The sequence below is a fragment of the Tunturiibacter gelidiferens genome, assembly GCF_051013345.1.
Classification (GTDB): Bacteria; Acidobacteriota; Terriglobia; order Terriglobales; family Acidobacteriaceae; genus Edaphobacter; species Edaphobacter gelidiferens_A.
Window position 1 is genome coordinate 1 of record NZ_CP132939.1, and the last position, 19,316, is coordinate 19,316.

Here is a 19,316-nt window from a genome sequence, read left to right on the forward strand (position 1 = left end):
TCACTTCAGCTCTCCATCTTTTGATGGAGGTTTCCGCCCACCCGTAGGACGATGGCTAACCGTCCTACGGCTTCACTAGAATTTACGATTGCTATGAAAATACCTTACAGCCGGATCGGTCGCATCATCCTCTGTACGGCACTTTGCGCAGCCATCACCTCATTTTTTATCGCCTTGAAGTGCGGCGGGGCCCTCGCCTCTGATCCCGTCACCACCCCTACCCAACGTGAGGTTTACACCGAAACAGTCAAACAAAATTACAACTTTCGATTCGGCGCCGATCAGCCCTTCTTGCCGTCGAACGCAACTACGGACACCGGCCAGTTCATCAATTCCAAAGCCTTCCCCACTGCCAGGTACTGTAGTCATTGTCATCAAGAGGCGCACACCGAATGGCGTCAGTCCGCTCACGCCAACTCCTTTCGCGCCCCCTGGTACATCCGAAACACGGGCCTGCTCACGGCCGAAAAGGGCATCGAATACACTCGACACTGCGAAGGCTGCCACAACCCCATCGCACTTGTATCAGGAGCGCTCACCAGGGGATCACCCATCAATCGCAAGTTCGACGAAGATGGCATTACCTGCTCCGTCTGCCATTCCATCCAGAAGGTCGACGCCCGCGGCACCGGCAGCTACGTACTGGCACAGCCGGCTGTCCTTCTCGATGAGAACGATCAACCCATCTACGGCGACGTCTCTGACAAGGAGATCCTCGCCCACCTTGATCGGCATTCCAAAGCAGTGATGAAAGATTTCTACCGCACCAGCAACTTCTGCGCCGCGTGCCATAAAGCGGCCCTCCCCAAGCAACTGAACGACTACAAATGGCAACGCGCCATCTTCCTCTCCGATGAGTGGCAACTCTCCTCTTTTGCCAAACAGTCGCCGCTTCCCTTCTATGTCAAGGATCAGGTCTCCACCTGTCAGACCTGCCACATGACCCGCGAAGATCTCACCACATCCGACTCGGGAGCCAAGAATGGTAAGCTGGCTTCTCACCGATGGCTAGGCGCTAACACCGTTCTGTCAAAGTTCTACAACTACGATGCCCAGATGGCGAAGACGGTAGCCTTCCTGAAAGCAGGCGTCTTCAACGTCGATATCTTTGGCCTTGAGAAGAATGGAGACAAGATCATCGCGCCCCTCGGCAACGACAACTTCACCGTCTCGCCCGGCGATCTCCTCACCACCACCATCATCATTCAGAACAAAGGCATCGCGCACAGCCACGTCCCCGAGCAGCGAGACATGTACGAAAGCTGGGTCGAATTTGAAGCCAAAGACGCTGCCGGCCACACCCTGATGCACTCCGGCACCATTCAGCCCAACGGCGACCTCGATCCTCGCGCGCACAGCTTCACCAATCGCCTCGTAAACACGAGCGGATCGATTAACGATCTTCATCAGGTCTGGAACAATCGTGTCGTGGCCTACAACAACACCATCGCCTCCGGTCGATCGCAGGTCGTCCGCTATCAATTCAAGGTACCGACCGACGCAACCGGCCCCATAACCGTTACAGCGCGGGTCAACTATCGCCGCTTCGATCAACACTTCATGGACTTCGGAATGGGCAAACACTACGAGATGCCCGTCGTTGCCATGTCCGAGCGCACGCGCTTCTTCACTCTAGGCGACAATCCGCCCGCGGTTGACCCACAGGACAACAAACTCTGGATGCGATGGAACAACTACGGCATTGCCATGCTGGACGCCCAGCAATATGCCGAGAGCGTCCGCGCATTCGAGCAGGTCGCCCAACTCCGCCCCGATTACGCCGACGCCTTCACCAACATCGCCATCGCCAACTTCCAGTGGGAACGCTACGAGGCCTCCCGCCTCAGTCTCAACAAAGCACTGGCACTCAGCCCTCACAACTCGCGCGCGCTCTATTACCTCGCATTAGTCGAACGAAACCAGGGCCAGGTTGACAACGCCATCGCTGATCTTCGCGAGGTCATCACAAAATTTCCGAACTCGCGCGACGCTCATAGAGAGCTGGGTTTTTCTCTCTATCAGCAACGTAAATACGATGAGGCCCGTGCTGAATACGAGACTCTCCAATCTATCGATCCGGACGACCTCGCCGCCCACTATATTCTCTCCATCGTCTATCGCCGCCTCGGCATGAAAGAAAAAGCTTCACACGAAGCTGCAATGTTCGCCGATCAGAAGGATGATCCCACCGCCAGCACCTACGCGCTCGAGTTTCTGCGCAAACACAACGAAGTTGCATCGGAGACCGTACCCTGGCACACCCACACCTCTCTCGCCCCCGAACCCGTCCACAACGCAAACTCTGCTCAATGAAACTGGTATCCCCGACGCTAATCCTTGCCCTCGGAGCCGCGTCCGGACTCTCTGCGTTCGCCGAGTCTGCGAAGAATCGTGGAGCAGCACTGTTCGTGGAGAACGGCTGCCAACACTGCCACACGATCCGCAAGGTGGGCGGTACAAAAGGGCCCGACCTCTCCGGAGTCGGACTCACGCTGAACAAGACCCAGATCCACAAGCAAATCTCAGAGGGTGGCCATCAGATGCCCTCGTTCGCCAACATTCTGAAGACATCCGAAGTCGATGACCTGGTCGCTTTTTTGCACTCTTGCCGCGACAAACGGCCAAAAGAACAATAATCACTCCCGGATCAGAAAGACGTATGATCCAAGCTGAAGCGACTCCGGCCATCATGCTTTCGCACGCATCGACCCTCCGCATGACTTTGCTCTCGCGCCTCCATCTCGTCGTGAGCTCTTCCCTCTTCTGGATGTCATGCGGAATCGCAGCACTCTCTTTGACCGCCCGCTCCCAGGTCCCAAACAACCTGGGCCATCAAGCCTGGTCCACGGAGAACGGCCTCCCGCAAAACAGTGTTCATCAGGTCTTTCAATCCACCGACGGCTATATTTGGATTGCAACTGAAGGCGGCGCAGCTCGTTTCAACGGGATCGACTTCAAAATCTTCAGCCACGAGACCACCCCTGCGATCACCAGCGATGACATCTGCTGCTTCGCCCAGAGCCACACCGGGCCACTCTGGATTGCAACCTCTGACGGACTCCTCAAATACTCAGCAGGAACAGTTCGCCGCTATTCCACGGCGAACGGAATACCTACCGGTCGTATCACCAGCCTCGCTGCAGCAGAAGATGGCACACTCCTGGTCGTCGCCACCGATGGCATCAGCAGTTTTGACGGGAAGCGCTTCTCCACCATCTCACTCCCTCTCCCGCCGACCGATCTGCGACAGCCACAGCACACGACGGTAGTATCTGGATCGCATCGAACGCTGGAATCGCTCAATATTCCCATGGCCAGGTTCTCTCTCAGCAGCTAAGTTCAATTCCTACGCCGAAAGACATTGCAGGCATTGGATTCTTCCCCGACGGCAGCCTATGGTTGCGCACCGGAACCAGCATCACGGTTCTGCGTAATGGCCAAAGCCGAACCCTGTCGATAAGCCACGATCTTCCAGCTTCACGCATACAATCTCTGCTCGCCGACTCGCAAGGGCAACTTTGGATAGGCACCAGCAAGGGGCTCTTCTTGCTCGACAAAATCGACAGCCACCCGCAAGTTGTCCCGGCCCTCGGCTCCGACAGTATCGTCTCTCTCATGCAGGATAAGGAGAGTAATCTCTGGGTAGGAACAGAAACCAGCGGCCTCGAGATTCTAAGGCACCAAAACTTCCGCACCATCCCCGCCCTCTCCGACCACCCGGTCACAGCCATAGCTCAGGCGACCGACGGCGCAATATGGGTCGGTTCCAACAGCGACGGTCTCGACCGCTGGCAGGCCGGTGACATTCAACATCTTGACACCCGCACCGGCCTTCTCAGTGAAACCATCCTGGCCTTGGCCTCGGGAGAAAGCGGGAGCATATGGGTCGGAACCCCCGATGGTCTGAATTATGTCGAGGGCAGAAAAACCCGAACCTACACCTCTGCTGATGGGCTACCTGACGATCTCATTCGGTCTCTTCTGCGGGATGATGATGGTTCACTCTGGATCGGCACGCGTCGCGGCCTTGCGCACTGGCATCACAACCAGTTCATCACTCTGACCCAATCGGATGGTCTCGGAAGCGATCTTGTCGGCGCTCTTCTCAGATCTCACGCCTCCAATCATGATCTTTGGATCGGTACCCTCGATGGACTTTCGCGCCTTCGGGGCGACACCATCACAACCTTCAAAAAAGAGATGGGCTCTCTGGCAACACCATCACCTCTCTCGCCGAAGATCCGCATGGCACACTATGGATCGGGACGAAAGGGGCTGGCCTCACCGCATTATCCGCCGCCGGCTTCACATCGCTGCGTCGAGACGACCTACCCCAGACAATCGACTCCATACTCGAGGACGACCGTGGAAACCTTTGGTTACGCTCAGGTAGAGGTATCACCCGCATCTCTGCTTCAGCGCTTATCAAATGCGGATCATCTTCCACTTGCGACCCTCATCCAGTCTCTTATGGCCGCGCCGATGGAATGCCCACCGAAGAGGTTGTAGATATCGGTCATCCCGCCGCATGGAGAACCACGGAAGGGCTGCTTTGGTTCGCGACCCGTAGAGGTGTTGCCGTTATCGATCCCAATCGCCTCACAGAAAACCTGATTCCTCCTCCGATCGTCGTCGAACGCTTCAGTGCAGATGCTATCGACATCCCTCTAACAGGCAACGAACAAAACATTGCGTCCGGCCACACCAGCTTTACATTTGAATACGCCGCTCTCAGTTACGTAGCCCCCGCAAAGGTCCGCTATCGTTACATTCTCGATGGCTTCGATAAGCGATGGACCGAAGCCGGTTCACGCCGCGTCGCCTACTACACCAACCTCCCTCCGCGCCACTATCGCTTTCGCGTACAAGCAGCGAACAACGACGGCGTATGGAATGAAATCGGGGCGCAGACCGCCTTCTATATACGGCCCCCTTCTACCGCAGGCTCTGGTTTCTCCTCTTAGTGCTTCTTCTTATCGCGGCCGTTGCACTCCTCCTCTACCGTCTGAGAGTTCGGCGGCTTGAATCACAGTTTCAGGCAGTTCTCGCTGAGAGAAACCGCGTAGCCCGCGAAATTCACGACACGCTCGCACAGAGCTTCGTCGGCGTCTCCGTACAACTCGAACTCACATCCCAGCTTCTCGCTCAGTCCCACATCTCCGAAGCGGGTCAGCAGATAGACCGAACCAGAACTTACGTCAGAGAGGGGCTTGCCGAAGCTCGTCGCAGTATCTGGAATCTTCGCGCCATTACGACGCAGAACAGCCTCCCCACCCGGCTCGCCCACCTTGCGGAACAGTGGAACCAAAAGAAACTCAACACACGCCTCAACATCACCGGGACCTACCGCCCTCTCGCGCAGTCCTTTGAAGATGAGGTCTTCCGCATCGCCCAGGAGTCGTTGGTAAACGCAGCGCGCCACGCAAACGCGACGCAGGTATTCGCCAGCCTTATCTACGATTCAACCCGACTAATATTAAGCGTCTCCGACAACGGCAGAGGATTCGAGCCGCCCGAACTTCCACTTCCATCAAACGGCCACTTTGGCATAAAAGGCATGCACGAACGTGCAGCTCAAATTCACGCTCAGCTGACAATAAAAAGCTCCCCAGAAAATGGTTCCACCGTCATCCTGGAAGCGCCCATCGCAGAAGGAAAAGAGACAACAACCAATGGCTGAACGTATTCGTGTCCTCGTAGTAGATGACCATCACGTCGTTCGGCAGGGCCTCGTAGCCCTGCTCAACATCATGCCTGACATTGAAGTCGTAGGCGAAGCCAGCGACGGACTCCAGGCAATCGAGCTCCACCGCATTCTAAAACCCGATATCACTCTGATGGATCTGCAGCTTCCAAACCTCGCCGGAGTCGATGCCATTCTGCAGATTCGCGCCGACAGTCCCGCCGCAAGATTCATCGTCCTCACCACCTTCGATGGAGACGAAGACATCTTCCGCTCCCTGCAGGCCGGCGCAAAAGCTTATCTCCTCAAAGGAATGACCGTCGACGAGCTACTCTCAACCATTCAGGCCGTACACAGTGGAAGAACGCTCATCTCTCCGGCAATTGCGGAGAAGCTTGCCGAAAGAATGAGCACCCAGCCGCTTACACACCGAGAACTGAAAGTCTTGGAGCGCATCGTGGCCGGCCGCGCGAATAAAGAGATCGCCTCCGATCTAAAGATCAGTGAAGCTACCGTCAAGTCCCACATCAATAGTCTGCTCGGCAAACTTGGCGTCAGCGATCGTACTCATGCCGCAACCGTCGCTCTTCAACGAGGTATCGTACATCTCAAATGACATCCCACCCGATAAAGCAATCTTTCTTAGCTCTGTTTTTGATTCTCGCCCTGTCATCTTTAGTCCTCGCTCAGCCAAAGTCTTCCTGGCGAACAGCGACTCCATCAGAGTTGCAGGCAGTCCTACCCACCCGCGCTCCAGTAGAAAAAGAGCGAATCGAAACAGAGATGCGCACTGCATCCGGCATCGTTAACTCAAGTGGGAAAATCATCGCCGGCGTTGTCCTCATCACTGCCGGTTACTCGGCCGACGGAAAATATTCTCATTACCTTTTGGTCCAATCTCCCATCACCTTCGGAGAAATTTCGCTCGCTGCCGGCAACTACGTCATCGGATGGCAACGTGGTGAAGATGACCTCATCGTGAAGTTCTACGATGCAGCAACCGGAGAGGAGCGTGGCGCCGTCACGGCTCATCGTCTGGTAACGGGATCGCGCGTGGAGTCCTTTCGCATCTGGCCCCCATCCAACAACTCAATCCTTCAGATCGGCCGCTTCGCCATTCCCTACTTCCTGGAAAAGCAACCGGCGAAGTAACACTTCGTTCGAACCGAAGAGAGACGCCACGACGCCACTATTCGGACTCCCGCAACATTCTCCAAAAACACTGTGGGCCGCCAGACCAATCGATCACTGGGTCACCATCAAAGTCATCGGAGCAGACTGTGTCACCGTCGTCTTGGCGCCGATGGCAGTCACATTGAAGGTGTAGGTCGCTGCAGGGACCATGCACATCGAGTCCACAGTAGCCCGAGATCGCAATCGCTCCCGTAAAGAGCAACGCGAGCAGAAGTCCACTAAGCATCTTATTGGCACGTCGTGACGTAGAAGCGACAACCCGACGATAAGCCCGCCTGGCAGAAAACACAGCGCGATTCCGCGAGCCGAAGACCTATTAGCTTTTGCAACACTCCCCGCAGTCAGCGGAGACCCAGTATCAATCGTCAGGCTGATCGTCTGGTGGCCATTGGCATCAAGCGACACAGAGTGACCGTCCCCAGGCGAACTCCCCCATCGAGAAAAGTGACGCTACAGGTAGGAATTCCTGAGGTACCCACGACAAGCGCAGCAGAAGTCAACGCTGGCTTGCGACGTCGAAGGATGCAGGCTCGACGTCACCGAGCCCGCTGTCCCATCCTTCACAATTTGAGTACAGATGAAGACGTACTAAGGAGCAGTGTTGGAATCGCCAATCTCCCTCGAGTAACTCGAGAACACGTCAGGGCCCGCAGTAGCAGTCGCACCAATTGCACTCTGCATGGTAGTTCACGCTGCCATCTGCATTCGCAACGATCGTGCCTATCTGCGTATTCCCTGCCGCCATCCCGTTAATCGTCCAATTGACGCCCGAATCATTCGTGCCACTCACCGTAAGCCCAACCTTGACGCTGTTGGTCACGCCTACGCTGGTGCCCGCGTTTGTCGCAGAGCCAGTACTACCTTTCCGCGCCCCACCACCCCCGAAGACAACTCCGCGACGAGCCTAGGCCTTCCCACGCATCTTAGCCGCCCACCACCGCGACCCCACCAGCAGAAATCGCCAATCCTTCAAAAACTCCGGCGGCTTTCCTTCAATAGCGTGACCCACAAACTGCAGCAGCCACCCAAAGCAAAACAGCCCGACTCCCACCCACAGCAATCGGTGCCACACAATTGTCGCCACCAGCACCGGCAGCGACAAAATAATAATCGGAATCCCAAATGTATGCGTCAGCCTGTTCAGCGGATGCTGATGGCTCTCCGAATACTCCGCGATCCAGCTCTCCCAACTGCGTCCGCCAAGCATGGCGACACCATACTCTCGCCACTCCACCAACCGCAACCAAAATCATCGCAGCAATCACCAGACTGCCTTTTGCCCCGCCCCTGCCATCCAATCAACAACATCCTCTTCGCAAGCCTCTCAGCTTAAGCGACGGATGAAGGAGCAGTCACCAGCATGGCCAAGGACTGGATCGCCAATCTCGCGCAAGACATCAAGCAAAAGTCCCACGAAGCAGCCGAAGAGTACGGTCGCTCTCAGCACCAGGCCGGCATCGTCACCACGCAGGGCAAGCCGTTCTTCACCACCTTCGTCCTCTGCCTCGAGCAGGACATCAGCGAGATCAAGCACCAGCTTCAGGGCGACGTCACCGCCTCCGACACCATCATGCAGACCAGCGGCCCCGCCGGGGTCAAACTCACCCGCAGCCGCTTCCCCTGGTTCGACGCGCGCATCACCCACAACGACGCCACCATCATCCTCGACTACGCAAAAGGCCTCGGCGTCGCCGGAGACCCTGCTCTCGATCGCAAGACCCGCCACTTCGCCTTCCAGGTCACCGACGACGACACCCTCTACCTCCAGGACTCCTTCGCCGACAATCCAAAACGCTTCCACCAGCCCGAAGACCTGGCCAGACAAGTCATCCAGATACTCTTCGAAGTCTAGCCGCGCGACGCCGCAGCGACATCACTCCCACTGCGAGCTATGCCGCTCCAACCACCAGCACGCAGAGTTCCCCTGCTGCGGAAAGATCGACCGGCTGCACGTCACCTGCGCCGTGCCCATATAGTCATACTCCACTTTGTTGCCCTTCAGCGGAGTAGCGAGAAACTGCTTCACCTGCACCACCCCGTAAGCCGTCCCATGCGAGACGCGCACCCGCAACACCGCCCAATCCCCCGCCCACAGCACCCCAGCCCCAACAGCCAGCGCCACCAGCATTCGAACAAGCCGCCCCGTCCATAGTCCCATCAGCCAAAGTATGGCACATCGACAAAATAAGCATTGCGGCAAAAAGGCCGATAAGTCTCTTCAGGGGAGGCAACTTGACTGTCTCTCCCGCCTAACTCAGCAAGCAACCGGGCACTCGGCACTGCGATACCGAAAGCAAAGAAGTCAGAGGACAGAATGAAGTTCAGAATGACGTTAACTCGGATCGTCTTGTTGACCTCCCTTCCCCTGACACTCTCCCTGGCCCCCAAAGCATTCGCACAGAGCTCCCCCGCAGCCACCCAGCAGCTACAGCTATCAGCCTTCGCCGGAGGCACTGGCACCTTCACCAACCTCGCGGGGGAAAAACCTCGATATCACCGCCGGCGCCGACCTCACTCTTCTCTCTTTCCGTCTCCTTCGGCCCGCTGTTGAGTTTCGCGGCTCGTATCCCGTCGACGAAGGCACCATCAGCAGCCAGAGAAACTTTCTGGTCGGCCCGAAGGTCGAGTACCCCTTAGGCCGTCTCCACCCCTACGCCAACTTTCTCGTAGGCCGCGGAGCAATCGACTACCTCAGGGGCGGCTACATCTTCGGCAATGTCCGGTACCTCAACACCAACACCCTGGTCCTCTCCCCGGCGTCGGCCTGGACTACAACCTCACCCATCACCTCGCCGTCAAAGTCGACTTCCAGTACCAGCACTGGGACACCCCCGCGGTCCACTCTGGCAGCATCCGCCCAAAAGCCACCACGCTTGGCGCCGTCTACGTCTTCGACTTCAACCCGCGCCATCGCCACATCCAATAGCCTTCCGCAGGCATAACCCAACTCTCAAACTCAGCGCCGGCCTCTGGACTGAACTCCCGGCATAGCGTATCTTTCTGCCGGAAGTCCAAATTCATTAGCATCCGGAGAGAACAGATGATCCGCTTAACCCGTCGCGTGTTCCCGGCCCTTGCTGCATCCCTCGTCTTCGCCCTCTCTGCTCCAACTGTCATCGCTCAGGAGGCCACTCCGGGACCTACATGGTCTCAGGAAGACACCCTCCGCATCGTTCAGGAGGTGCAGAAAAAGCTTGCCGGCCTCTCCAACCTCGGAGTCTTCGACTGGCTCACCTTCGGCATCCACGGAAAAACACTCGTCCTCAGAGGCTTCGCCTCCCGTCCCACACTCAAAAGTGACGCCGAAAGAGCCGTCAAAGGCATCCAGGGCATAGACGCGGTCGACAACCAGATCGAGGTTCTGCCTTACTCTCCCATGGACGACCGCATCCGCGCCGAGGTCTATAACCGCATCTACACCCAGCCCTCCCTCAGGAAGTACAACGCAAATCAAGGCAACCTTGGCCGCGCCATCGGACCCGGAGCAGGCGTCGCACCGGCCGCCGGCGGCATCACCAACTCTCCGCCCATGGGCTTTCACGCCATTCACATCATCGTGAAGAACGGCAACGTCACACTCTATGGAGTCGTCCTCAATCAGATGGACTCCTCCATCGCAGGAATGCAGGCCAACTCCGCCCCCGGCGCCTTCAGCGTCGACAACGACCTCATCGTCCAGAGTTCCGCCTCCAAACCAAAAGGGCCAAAGTAGACTTCGTACCCTTATGCGCGCAGCGGAGCTGAGTTCCCTGCGCGCATAAGAACAGAAGTCTTTTTAGAAGCCACCCACTCCTGGCACTCCTGTCGGCTAATCGAGCCCAATCCAACAGCCCTAATTCGATCGAACTCCCTGGAACGAACCCGTCCCCCCACGATCGTGGAAGGTGCCATTGAAGGTGTTGCCCTGAACCACGCCTTCGACACGCGGCCCATCCACCCTTCCGCGAAACGTCAAAACATCGCGCGTCTTCGTTCGAACCACCAGATGCTGGTTGTCGATCGTGCCTTCCACACCGCCAGACTGGTTCGGCCCCTTGAAGTGGCCGCTGATCACATTCCCCTTCTGCTGCAGTTCAAGAAACTTCGAAGAGGTGCTTCCGTTCGGATCTTTGCAATACAAAGTCCACTTACCCGCGACGCTGGCCGGCTGTTGCTCCGACGGCGGTTGCTGCGCGAATACACCGCCGCCAATCATCAAAGCAAAACAAAACACCAAAACCCTCAAGCCATATCTCTTCAACACGTCCTCCTGGCAGCACAACGGCATAGCAAAATCTACAGCAGTCCCCTGACTCTTACATCTTTTACAACAGCGAAGCCAAGCGGGAGGATAAAATCCTCGTCGAATCTCAAGGTCGAATTCCAGGATTGAATTCCACCATCGCAGCCCCAAAGGAAGCCCAGCGGCTATGTCGAACCCAACAAATCACACTTCTATCAGCCGCTCCCTAACCCGCCGGACCCTTCTCCACAATCTCGCCCTCACCGCCGCAGCCGTCACCGCCCCCATCCCAAAGAGCCTCGCTCAACCCCAGTACGGCGGCTCCACAGGCCAGCAACGTGGCGAGATGGGGCGCATAGCCGGAGCCTTCCGCCGCCAGTTCTCCGTCCCAGCCACCTCCATCGCCATCTCCCGCAAGGCCCAATTCGTCTTCGACCAGTCCGTCGGCATGGCCGACCGTCAGCACCTCACTCAGGCTTCGCAGGACTCCCTCTTTCGCATCGCCTCCCTCTCCAAACCCATCACCTCCGTCACCATCTTCTCGCTCATCGAACAAGGCAAGCTCAGCCTCACCGATAAGGTCTTCGGCCCCTCCGCCATCCTCGGCATCAAATACGGCAAGCCCCCTACAAGCAGTACGTCGCCGACATCACCGTCGACCATCTTCTCACCCATACCTCCGGTGGTTGGCCCAACGACAATACCGACCCCATGATGCACAACGATGGCTGGGACCAAACCAAACTCATCACCGAGACCATCGCCAACCTTCCTCTCACCTACCCACCAGGCACCCACTGGGCATACTCCAACTTCGGTTACTGCATCCTCGGTCGCGTCATCGAACAGGTCACGGGCCAGCCCTACGAGTCCTACGTTCAAACGAACATCCTCGCACCTTGTGGCATCACCACCATGAAGATCGCCAAAAATAAGGAGAGCCAGCGCGCACCCAACGAGGTCGTCTACTTCGGCCAGTACTCAGAAGACCCCTACAAGCTCAATGTCACCCGCATGGACTCCCATGGGGGATGGATCGCCTCCTCAACCCAACTAGTTCAATTTCTCAACCACGTCGCCGGCGCGCCCAAAATTCCCGCTCTCCTCCAGCCCGCGACCATCAAGCTCATGACCACCCCCGCTCCCGCCTATCCCCCGGAGACGCCCGCTACGCCCGTGGCTGGATGGTTCGCAACAACGGAGCAGGCCCCTGGTGGCATAGGGGCAGCCTCCCCGGAACCACCACCATCATGGTTCGCACCCCAACCGGTTTCTGCTGGGCTGCCCTCGCCAACACACGCACCCAGCCCTCCAACGAAATCGATGCAGCTATGGATCAAATGATGTGGAACATGGTCCGCACTGTCCCCTTCTGGAACGCCTGAAGAACCTGCTGATCGGTAAAACGCGAAAAACCTGTCAAGCCCCTTAATTGCAAATCACCGCGCCAATCCAGAGGATTCGCGTGGCGTATGAGTTATGCTCCAACCGCTATACTGGATACAGTGAATAAGAAGCCCCGGCCAAGCCGAGGCTTTTTCTACTTGGAAAGGAGAATCGCAGCTAGCCTGTTGCAAGCCTGGCAAGCTGGTGGGACCAATCGCGAAGGCGAGTTACGAAGCTGCAGCTTTCAAAAGTAGGACAATTTGACCCAATTATGCCGCCAGACGACAAAATCGATACTAACCCCTTTAGAAAGACATATTTGCCTCTAACCCGTTTAGATGGACATACTTGCAGCCTGTTTAAATCGTATATCTATGATAATACGAAACTTGGCGATGCCCACCCCCAGGGGGTACCCCACCCTTCACAGATTGAACAGCTCCCGAAGCCGTTTCGTCTGGGACCGGCTCACCGGAATCTCCGTCTTCTGGGCATCGTCCATCCGTAGCTGGTAGCTGGACTTGAACCACGGCACTACCTCCCGTATGTGCTGGATATTCACCACATACGACCGGTGCGCCCTCCAGAACGTCTCCGGATCGAGCTGGTCCATCAGCTCCTCCAGCGTCCTGCAGTTCGAGTGTCCCTCCACCGCCCGCGTCACCACACTGATCGTGCCCTCTTCGATCGAGGCAAAACAGATCTCACGCTGGTCCACCAGCAGCAAACGGCTCTGCGCCCGAACAATTACCTTGCCGGAGTTGGCCTTCGGTGCCTGCGTCTGCTCCTCGACCAGTCGCAGCAGCGCATCCAGCTTGGCCCCTGTCTCGAGCGCAAGGCCAGCCGGCTCCGGTGGAGCAACCCGCCGAGCCTGGGCCTTCTCGATCGTCTGCATCACCCGCTTTCGATCGAAGGGCTTCAGCAGATAATCGATAGCATTCACCTCGAACGCCCGCACCGCATACTGGTTGAACGCAGTCGCGAACACCACCTGAGGCATCGGTACCTTACGGTCCAGCAGCTTCTTCAACACGCCAAAACCGTCAAGGCCAGGCATCTGAACATCGAGAAACACCAGGTCCGGCTTATGCGTCCGAATCAGCTCCACCGCTTCGATGCCGTTGGTTCCCTGCGCCAGAACCTCAACCCCGCCCGCGCGCTCCAGCAAGTACTGCAGCTCCTGCCTCGCCAGTGGTTCATCGTCGATGATGAGTGCAGTCAGTGACATGCTCGCAACTAGTCACTATATACGCGCAGCCGCGCCGGCGCTTGATCCTTGGCAAGATCGTGCCCACACTGCGTGCAGTACACATCCGTAATCTGCACTCCGCGGTAGCAGCGCCCACACACAGGAGCCAGCTGGAACTGGCACTGCGGACAGAAGTGCACGCTCGAGATAATCTCCGTGCTGCAGTGCGGACAAGGCATCAGCATAGGCTGTCGCAGAAGGAAGTACACCACAGCCCCGATTCCGCCCGGCAGTACCACCACGATCAGCATCCACAATCCAGCCGGCATCCGCCGCCGCCGGACGTCGCGACTCACATACCCCACCAGCAGCACATAGCTGGCGAACGCCGTCCCCCACGAGTACCCCATCAGCAGCCGCATCGGCAGCAGCTCGTGCTTGTGATGCGGCAACACGCCATGGAACAGATACTGCACCGCCCCAAATACCAGGATGGCCAGCACCACCGACCACGTCGGTATCATGCTCAACTCATCCTCACCCCCGCCTGGGTGACCTGCGATCGATCTGATCCCCGATTCCAAAATCTCATCATCCAGCCACCTCGCGCTTACGGGCACGGCGAAACAACACCAGAGCGAGCAAAGCCATCGACACAGGAAAAAACCACAAACAGAGGACCAAAAACTGATTGCTCGCATCGGGAACACCATTCGACGTTATATCGTAGGCATCAAGCGCACTCCAGACCGCAGTGCAGATGATGACGAAAAGGGCCGAACAAACTGCAAGCGGAATCCACATGCTGCGAATGCGGTTGCGTCGCGCCGCGAGCGTCTTCGCCCGTTCCCGCACGACACGATGAGTCCGATTGACCACCGACGCACGAGCGCCCATGTGCAGATCTATCAACTCTGCTCGAGGACTCAATTTAGAAGCGTCCTGCAGCGAAGAAGTCTCGAGGGCGTCGCTCATATCCCAACCTCCGCAAAGGAACGAGAGGATCGAAGCTGCTCCATCTCCGGCCTCAAAGCCGCCAGACCGCGATACAGTCTCGATTTCACCGTCGATAAGGGCGCCCGAGTTACAGTGGCGATCTCCTCCAAGGAAAGTTCTTCATAAAAACGAAGAACAAGAACCTCTCGATAGCTAGATTCCAGCTTCAGCAAGACCTCTCCTACCTCAGCGCAGTTTTCGCGGGATTGAAACTGCTCGAGCGGCGAAGGTCCTGACATCGCGACCTCAAATGGGCGATCGTCCTCTTTCCCCTCACCCATCTCGTCGAGGCTGGCCATCACACGCTTTCGCGACAAGTCAATCACCAGATTTCTCGCAATGGTAAATAGCCACGTGTCGAACCGTGCTTTGCCGTTGTACTGAGCCCCTCGCAGTAGAACCCTCATCCAGGTCTCCTGAAATAGATCCTCGGCAACTTCGCGCTTCCCCGTGAGGAAAAGAAGATAGCGGAGAAGACGGTGCTGATAAAGCTCGATGAGTGAATCCAGTAACTCGGGACTTTGCTTCTTTAGCCCTTGGGCAATGGCCGCGTTTTCGCTTGAGACTTGAGCCCCGAGCGTCGACGTTAGCGAGATGGAACTACTTTGCACACCGCTAGAGACGTTCTTTCGGCCTAACAAGACTCGCTCTTTGTCCACACGATTCATAAAAAGAGAGATTTCCTTTGAGAGATCCTAAGTCTATCCGCAGGGCCACCCTACTCTAGACATTCTAAGGCCTCGCTGCTTTTCTGCTGGCATGGGCGGTAGACTTGAAGCATGGAAGTTCTTTATGGCCTGCACCCTGTCGAGGAGGCTATTCGGTCGGGGGGCGGGAGCTTGACCATGTCAGTGTGGCGCGGGAGCGGCGGGATGAGCGGCTGGAGCGGTTGATCGAGCTGTGCCGGACGGCTGGGGTTCGGGTGTCGCTGGAGTCCCGCGACCAGCTGACTAGGCTGGCGCGGACGGATGCGCATCAGGGCGTGCTGGCGGTGGTTCGGGAGCGTAAGTTCCTGGGGATTGAGGACTTGCTGGCTCCGAAAGCGGAGGGACAGCACAGGTTCTTCCTGGCTCTTGATGGCGTCGAGGATCCGCACAACCTTGGGGCACTGTTGCGGACTGCGGATGGAGCTGGCGTCGATGGCGTGATTCTGCCGGAGCGGCGTTCGGCTCCGGTGACCGCGACGGTGGCGAAGACTTCGGCGGGAGCTTCGGAGCATGTGCGAATCGCTCGCGTTACGAACCTGGTTCGTGCGCTGGAGCAGATGAAGCAGAAGCACGTTTGGGTTCTTGGACTGGATGAGCGCGGAACGCCGGATTACACCGAGTACGACTTCAAGAGTGACTGTGTTCTGGTGCTGGGTCGCGAAGGCGCCGGTTTGCACGACCTGGTGAAGAAGACCTGCGATCATCTGCTGCGGATTCCGATGGCGGGACAAGTGTCCTCGCTCAATGTATCGGTGGCGGGCGCGGTTGTGATGTATGAGGCGATGCGGCAGCGCCGTCAAGCTGCGGCTCCGCCAGTTGCTCGAAAGCCTTTGAAGGAACGTAAGGGATTGGGATCTTGAAGATGTTTGATGTGGTTTCGGCTGGAGGTCGCTGGCTGGTTCTGGCGGCTGTGTTTGGAGTTAATTTAGTGCGGGCACAGGAGGCTACTCCTGCAGACTCGCCTCCTCCACCGCAGGGTAAGGTTCTGTTCGATCGGAATCTGGATTCGCCGGAGGCCAAGGAGAAGGAGAAGCCGCCGGTAAATCAGGTAGCGGTCGAGGTCAACGATGCGGAGCGTACGTCGCTTATCTTCACTTCGTACGATCTGGATGTTCACGTGACCCCAGCGCAGTCGCTGCTGGCAGTTCATTCGCGATTCTCTGTGAAGAACTCGGGGAAGGCTCCGCTTACGAGGCTCGTGTTTCAAATCTCTTCGGCTCTGAGCTGGGAGAGTTTTGGGATGCAGAGCGAGGGACGCGTGGTGCCCCTGTCTTTTACACAACATGAGATCGATACGGATGCCGATCACACGGGGAAGGCGACGGAGGCAGTGATTTCTCTGCCTAAGCCGCTTGAGCCTGGAGCGAGTCTTGCGCTTACAGGGTTCTACTCGGGTGAGGTGGTGCAGTCGGCGGAGCGGTTGGAGCGAATCGGTGCACCACTCGACCAGGCGTCTCATGCGGACTGGGATGTGGTCACCTCGGAGCACACGGCGCTGCGCGGGTTCGGCAATGTTCTGTGGTATCCGACGGCGGCGGCACCGGTGTTTCTGGGCGATGGAGCGAAGCTGTTCCAGAGTGTCGGGCTGAACAAACTGCGGCAGGCTGAGGCGACGGTGCATATGCGGTTGACGGTGGAGTACGTCGGCGATGCGCCGGATGCTGCGTTCTTCTGTGGCCGCCGCGAGCAGTTGGTGAAGGTGAGTGAGAATCAGAATCTGCCGGTAGCCGAGTCTCCTGGGGTGGCGACGGCTGAGTTCTCGGCACGGCCATTGGGATTTCGTACCTTGAGTCTCTTTCTCACCGACCGGGCGGGTACTTTGACGGACAACAGCTTGATCTCGGCTGTGACCGACCACTATGACGCGTTGCCGAGCTATGGTGCAGCCTCGACGAAGGTGCAGCCTCTGCTGGCCGAGTGGCTGGGAACTGGTCCGTTGCGTCTGCTCAACATCCTCGACCACGAGGGGCAGCCGTTTGAGGACGATGCCCTGTTGGTTGTGCCGATGCGTGCGGCAGCACCTGAGGTACTGGCTCCTTCGCTGGTGCATTCGCTGAGCCATGCCTGGTTCGGCTCGTCGCATGTGTGGCTGGATGAGGGCGTGGCGCAGTTCGCCTCGTTGCTTTGGGTTGAGCAGGCGCAGGGACGTGAAGTTGCGATAAAGCAATTGCAGCAGGCGGCGAATACGCTGGCCCTGGTGGAGCCTGGTCCTGCTTCCGGCTCGTCGAGTGGAACATCGTCCAGTTCGTCGGCTGGCGCCTCCGACTCCGATGCCGGGCAGAGCCTGATTCTTGCCAGTGATGAGGTGTACTACCGGACCAAGGCTGCGGCTGTGCTTTGGATGCTGCGGTCGGTGGTGGGCGATGATGCGTTGAAGCGGGCGCTCCAGACCTACCGGACCGACAAGACGGACAGCGATCCGAAGGAGTTTCAGTGGGTTCTGGAACGAAGCGCCAAGCGGGATCTGGCGTGGTTTTTTGATGATTGGGTGTATCGAGATCGCGGTCTGCCGGACCTGAGCATCGCCAACGTGACGCCACGTGCGCTGGATAAGATCGGAGACAAGGGCAAGGGATTCCTGGTGTCGGTGGAGGTGGCGAACGACGGGGAGGCGGCGGCTGAGGTGCCGGTGACCGTGCGCTCGGGGACGTTGACCTCGACGCAGAGGCTGCGGATCCCGGGGCGGTCGAGCGCTTCGACCCGGGTGGTGTTCGAAGGCACGCCGGATGAGGTGATCGTCAACGACGGCAGTGTGCCAGAGGTGACGGCTTCGATTCATACCAAGCAGATCGTGGCGCGTTGAGTTCTCCTTTCCGGGAGGTGCCCCCTATTACCGGCGTGTAAGTATATTATTTTCTTGATCTTGCGCGGACTGAGGTGTCGTAAAATATTCATTGCAAAAGGGTTGCTTGCAGATTCCTGTAAATAAAGGAGTTACGGTGTTTAAGGGGAAAACCCCGGCGGTTTGCCGGGGTTTTTTCTGCTGTCTTCATTATAGATTCTGGTGTGTAACTAATACGCCACGTGCATCTTGTTGTTTGGGTTTGGGTTAGGTGGTTTTGGGGCTTGACAGCGTTGAACGCAGGGCTGAAGCCCCCGCTCTATCAGAAGGCAAAAGCAAAGGCAAACGCAGACCCCTTCGGAGATGACCACAAAAGGACAAGCAACTGCAAAAGATAAAGCAAAGCAGATCCCTGCGGGATGACAGCAAAAAGGACAAGCAAAGACAAAGCAAAAAGACACAGACAACAGCAAATACGAAATACAGGGATTCCTCGACTGCGTTGCTCACAAATGCGTGAGCAACTTCGCTCAGACTGACGATGCGATTAGGACGGTGGAATTCAAACCAGCGATTGGACGATGAGATTAGGCGATGGGGTTGAAACGATGAATTAGGCGATGGAGTTATACGGTTGCGCCGTTGGAAGCGCTAGTGGTGGGGGTGGACGGGTGGAGCGTGGGGTGAGGTGTCGGTCCAGGTTTGGGGCTGGCCCCAGGGGCGGGTGGCGGTGAGGTCGATGCGGTAGGGACCGGAGGCTCGGTTGGTGGGCAGGACTTCGGCGAGGCCGTCGCCTAGCTGCGGGAGCGCGGTCGCCAGAGCGAGCAGGCGGGCTGTAGAGGCCATGCCGGTGAGATGGAAGGTGCAGCCTGCGGCGCTGAGGTGGCCTTCGAGGGTTGCGGGATCCTTGCCGCCGAGGGCGAGGGAGACAGGTTGCAGTTGAAAGCCGTTGGCTACGGGAGGGGTGGGTTTGCGATTTTTGCCCGGTGGGGCTTTGGAGGAGGCCTGCGCGACGGAGTGGAGGGCGACATCGCCGGTGACCAGGGAGGCAGCGCCCGCGTGAGGGTTAATGAGGCTGGCGTTGGTGACGAGGAGGTCGCCCTTCCAAGGCAGTGACCCGAGGGCCGGCTCGTAGGAGAGATTGCCGGTGAGGGCGC

General features: G+C 57.7%; 24 protein-coding genes and 2 pseudogenes. 17 read left to right on the top strand and 9 right to left on the bottom strand.

Going from position 1 to position 19,316, the window contains the following annotated elements; genetic code table 11:
* Nucleotides 1-93: 93 nt before the first annotated feature.
* The 9 genes and pseudogenes from RBB80_RS00005 (at nucleotide 94) to RBB80_RS00045 (ending at nucleotide 6,835) form a co-directional block, all read left to right on the top strand.
* Complete coding sequence (locus tag RBB80_RS00005; protein ID WP_433966352.1) at nucleotides 94-2,313, top strand: tetratricopeptide repeat protein; 2,220 nt, start codon at nucleotides 94-96, stop codon at nucleotides 2,311-2,313.
* The gene (locus RBB80_RS00010) at nucleotides 2,310-2,636 is read left to right on the top strand and encodes a c-type cytochrome (RefSeq protein WP_433966353.1); all 327 of its coding nucleotides are present in this window, start codon (nucleotides 2,310-2,312) and stop codon (nucleotides 2,634-2,636) included. Before RBB80_RS00005 ends, RBB80_RS00010 begins: the two co-directional genes overlap by 4 nt.
* A gap of 23 nt (nucleotides 2,637-2,659) precedes the next feature.
* Nucleotides 2,660-3,337: a ligand-binding sensor domain-containing protein gene (locus RBB80_RS00015; RefSeq protein ID WP_433966354.1), complete on the top strand. Its 678-nt coding sequence runs from the start codon at nucleotides 2,660-2,662 to the stop codon at nucleotides 3,335-3,337.
* Between the two features lie 62 nt (nucleotides 3,338-3,399).
* Nucleotides 3,400-4,014, top strand: a pseudogene (locus RBB80_RS00020) (ligand-binding sensor domain-containing protein); the annotation flags it as partial.
* A 119-nt stretch (nucleotides 4,015-4,133) separates the two neighbouring features.
* A pseudogene (locus RBB80_RS00025) lies at nucleotides 4,134-4,241 on the top strand (hypothetical protein); the annotation flags it as partial.
* Nucleotides 4,242-4,487: 246 nt separating this feature from the next.
* Entirely contained in the window at nucleotides 4,488-4,964 is a 477-nt protein-coding gene (locus tag RBB80_RS00030; protein ID WP_433970015.1) for a triple tyrosine motif-containing protein, read from the top strand.
* Nucleotides 4,964-5,680 carry a sensor histidine kinase gene (locus RBB80_RS00035; protein ID WP_433966355.1) on the top strand — a complete coding sequence of 239 codons (717 nt, stop codon included), beginning with the start codon at nucleotides 4,964-4,966 and terminating at the stop codon, nucleotides 5,678-5,680. The genes RBB80_RS00030 and RBB80_RS00035 overlap by 1 nt, the downstream gene beginning before the upstream one ends.
* Complete coding sequence (locus tag RBB80_RS00040; protein ID WP_433966356.1) at nucleotides 5,673-6,299, top strand: response regulator; 627 nt, start codon at nucleotides 5,673-5,675, stop codon at nucleotides 6,297-6,299. The genes RBB80_RS00035 and RBB80_RS00040 overlap by 8 nt, the downstream gene beginning before the upstream one ends.
* 167 nt (nucleotides 6,300-6,466) lie before the next feature.
* The gene (locus tag RBB80_RS00045) at nucleotides 6,467-6,835 is read left to right on the top strand and encodes a hypothetical protein (protein ID WP_433966357.1); all 369 of its coding nucleotides are present in this window, start codon (nucleotides 6,467-6,469) and stop codon (nucleotides 6,833-6,835) included.
* Nucleotides 6,836-7,781: 946 nt separating this feature from the next.
* Here the strand turns inward: RBB80_RS00045 and RBB80_RS00050 are convergent.
* The gene (locus RBB80_RS00050) at nucleotides 7,782-8,111 is read right to left on the bottom strand and encodes an Mpo1-like protein (protein ID WP_433970016.1); all 330 of its coding nucleotides are present in this window, start codon (nucleotides 8,109-8,111) and stop codon (nucleotides 7,782-7,784) included.
* Nucleotides 8,112-8,237: 126 nt separating this feature from the next.
* On the opposite strand from RBB80_RS00050, the gene RBB80_RS00055 reads away from it, so the two are divergent.
* The gene (locus RBB80_RS00055) at nucleotides 8,238-8,729 is read left to right on the top strand and encodes a hypothetical protein (RefSeq protein WP_433966358.1); all 492 of its coding nucleotides are present in this window, start codon (nucleotides 8,238-8,240) and stop codon (nucleotides 8,727-8,729) included.
* 21 nt (nucleotides 8,730-8,750) lie between these two features.
* On the opposite strand, the gene RBB80_RS00060 is transcribed toward RBB80_RS00055, so the two are convergent.
* On the bottom strand, nucleotides 8,751-9,035 hold the full coding sequence (locus tag RBB80_RS00060; protein WP_433966359.1) for a hypothetical protein: 285 nt from the start codon (nucleotides 9,033-9,035) through the stop codon (nucleotides 8,751-8,753).
* A 168-nt stretch (nucleotides 9,036-9,203) separates the two neighbouring features.
* Here RBB80_RS00060 and RBB80_RS00065 point away from each other — a divergent pair, with 168 nt between their 5' ends.
* The gene (locus tag RBB80_RS00065) at nucleotides 9,204-9,428 is read left to right on the top strand and encodes a hypothetical protein (RefSeq protein ID WP_433966360.1); all 225 of its coding nucleotides are present in this window, start codon (nucleotides 9,204-9,206) and stop codon (nucleotides 9,426-9,428) included.
* Between the two features lie 150 nt (nucleotides 9,429-9,578).
* On the opposite strand, the gene RBB80_RS00070 is transcribed toward RBB80_RS00065, so the two are convergent.
* A complete protein-coding gene (locus RBB80_RS00070; RefSeq protein WP_433966361.1) occupies nucleotides 9,579-9,824 on the bottom strand; it encodes a hypothetical protein in 246 nt (81 codons plus the stop codon).
* A gap of 93 nt (nucleotides 9,825-9,917) precedes the next feature.
* Between RBB80_RS00070 and RBB80_RS00075 the strand changes: the two genes are divergently transcribed.
* Complete coding sequence (locus tag RBB80_RS00075; protein ID WP_433966362.1) at nucleotides 9,918-10,589, top strand: BON domain-containing protein; 672 nt, start codon at nucleotides 9,918-9,920, stop codon at nucleotides 10,587-10,589.
* A gap of 120 nt (nucleotides 10,590-10,709) precedes the next feature.
* Here RBB80_RS00075 and RBB80_RS00080 read toward each other — a convergent pair whose 3' ends face one another.
* Entirely contained in the window at nucleotides 10,710-11,117 is a 408-nt protein-coding gene (locus RBB80_RS00080) for a hypothetical protein (RefSeq protein WP_433966363.1), read from the bottom strand.
* Nucleotides 11,118-11,286: 169 nt separating this feature from the next.
* Here RBB80_RS00080 and RBB80_RS00085 point away from each other — a divergent pair, with 169 nt between their 5' ends.
* Both RBB80_RS00085 and RBB80_RS00090 read left to right on the top strand, forming a co-directional pair.
* Nucleotides 11,287-11,814, top strand: coding sequence for a serine hydrolase (locus tag RBB80_RS00085; RefSeq protein ID WP_433966364.1), 528 nt, complete (start codon nucleotides 11,287-11,289; stop codon nucleotides 11,812-11,814).
* A complete protein-coding gene (locus RBB80_RS00090; protein WP_433970018.1) occupies nucleotides 11,748-12,443 on the top strand; it encodes a serine hydrolase domain-containing protein in 696 nt (231 codons plus the stop codon). The genes RBB80_RS00085 and RBB80_RS00090 overlap by 67 nt, the downstream gene beginning before the upstream one ends.
* Before the next feature lie 466 nt (nucleotides 12,444-12,909).
* On the opposite strand, the gene RBB80_RS00095 is transcribed toward RBB80_RS00090, so the two are convergent.
* From RBB80_RS00095 to RBB80_RS00110, 4 genes are all read right to left on the bottom strand, one after another.
* Nucleotides 12,910-13,713, bottom strand: coding sequence for a LytR/AlgR family response regulator transcription factor (locus RBB80_RS00095; protein ID WP_433966365.1), 804 nt, complete (start codon nucleotides 13,711-13,713; stop codon nucleotides 12,910-12,912).
* Nucleotides 13,714-13,721: 8 nt separating this feature from the next.
* On the bottom strand, nucleotides 13,722-14,198 hold the full coding sequence (locus RBB80_RS00100; protein ID WP_433966366.1) for a zinc ribbon domain-containing protein: 477 nt from the start codon (nucleotides 14,196-14,198) through the stop codon (nucleotides 13,722-13,724).
* Nucleotides 14,199-14,265: 67 nt separating this feature from the next.
* On the bottom strand, nucleotides 14,266-14,649 hold the full coding sequence (locus tag RBB80_RS00105) for a hypothetical protein (protein WP_433966367.1): 384 nt from the start codon (nucleotides 14,647-14,649) through the stop codon (nucleotides 14,266-14,268).
* Nucleotides 14,646-15,338, bottom strand: a complete 693-nt coding sequence (locus tag RBB80_RS00110) for an RNA polymerase sigma factor (RefSeq protein WP_433966368.1) — start codon at nucleotides 15,336-15,338, stop codon at nucleotides 14,646-14,648. The genes RBB80_RS00105 and RBB80_RS00110 overlap by 4 nt, the downstream gene beginning before the upstream one ends.
* A 104-nt stretch (nucleotides 15,339-15,442) precedes the next feature.
* Between RBB80_RS00110 and rlmB the strand changes: the two genes are divergently transcribed.
* Both rlmB and RBB80_RS00120 read left to right on the top strand, forming a co-directional pair.
* Nucleotides 15,443-16,237 (top strand): 23S rRNA (guanosine(2251)-2'-O)-methyltransferase RlmB, encoded by a 795-nt coding sequence (rlmB, locus tag RBB80_RS00115; protein WP_433966369.1) that lies wholly within the window; start codon nucleotides 15,443-15,445, stop codon nucleotides 16,235-16,237.
* 2 nt (nucleotides 16,238-16,239) lie between these two features.
* Nucleotides 16,240-18,180: a M1 family aminopeptidase gene (locus RBB80_RS00120; protein WP_433970020.1), complete on the top strand. Its 1,941-nt coding sequence runs from the start codon at nucleotides 16,240-16,242 to the stop codon at nucleotides 18,178-18,180.
* 630 nt (nucleotides 18,181-18,810) lie between these two features.
* Here RBB80_RS00120 and RBB80_RS00125 read toward each other — a convergent pair.
* Complete coding sequence (locus RBB80_RS00125; RefSeq protein ID WP_433966370.1) at nucleotides 18,811-19,005, bottom strand: hypothetical protein; 195 nt, start codon at nucleotides 19,003-19,005, stop codon at nucleotides 18,811-18,813.
* A gap of 9 nt (nucleotides 19,006-19,014) precedes the next feature.
* Here RBB80_RS00125 and RBB80_RS00130 point away from each other — a divergent pair, with 9 nt between their 5' ends.
* Entirely contained in the window at nucleotides 19,015-19,275 is a 261-nt protein-coding gene (locus tag RBB80_RS00130) for a hypothetical protein (RefSeq protein WP_433966371.1), read from the top strand.
* Nucleotides 19,276-19,316 lie beyond the last annotated feature (41 nt).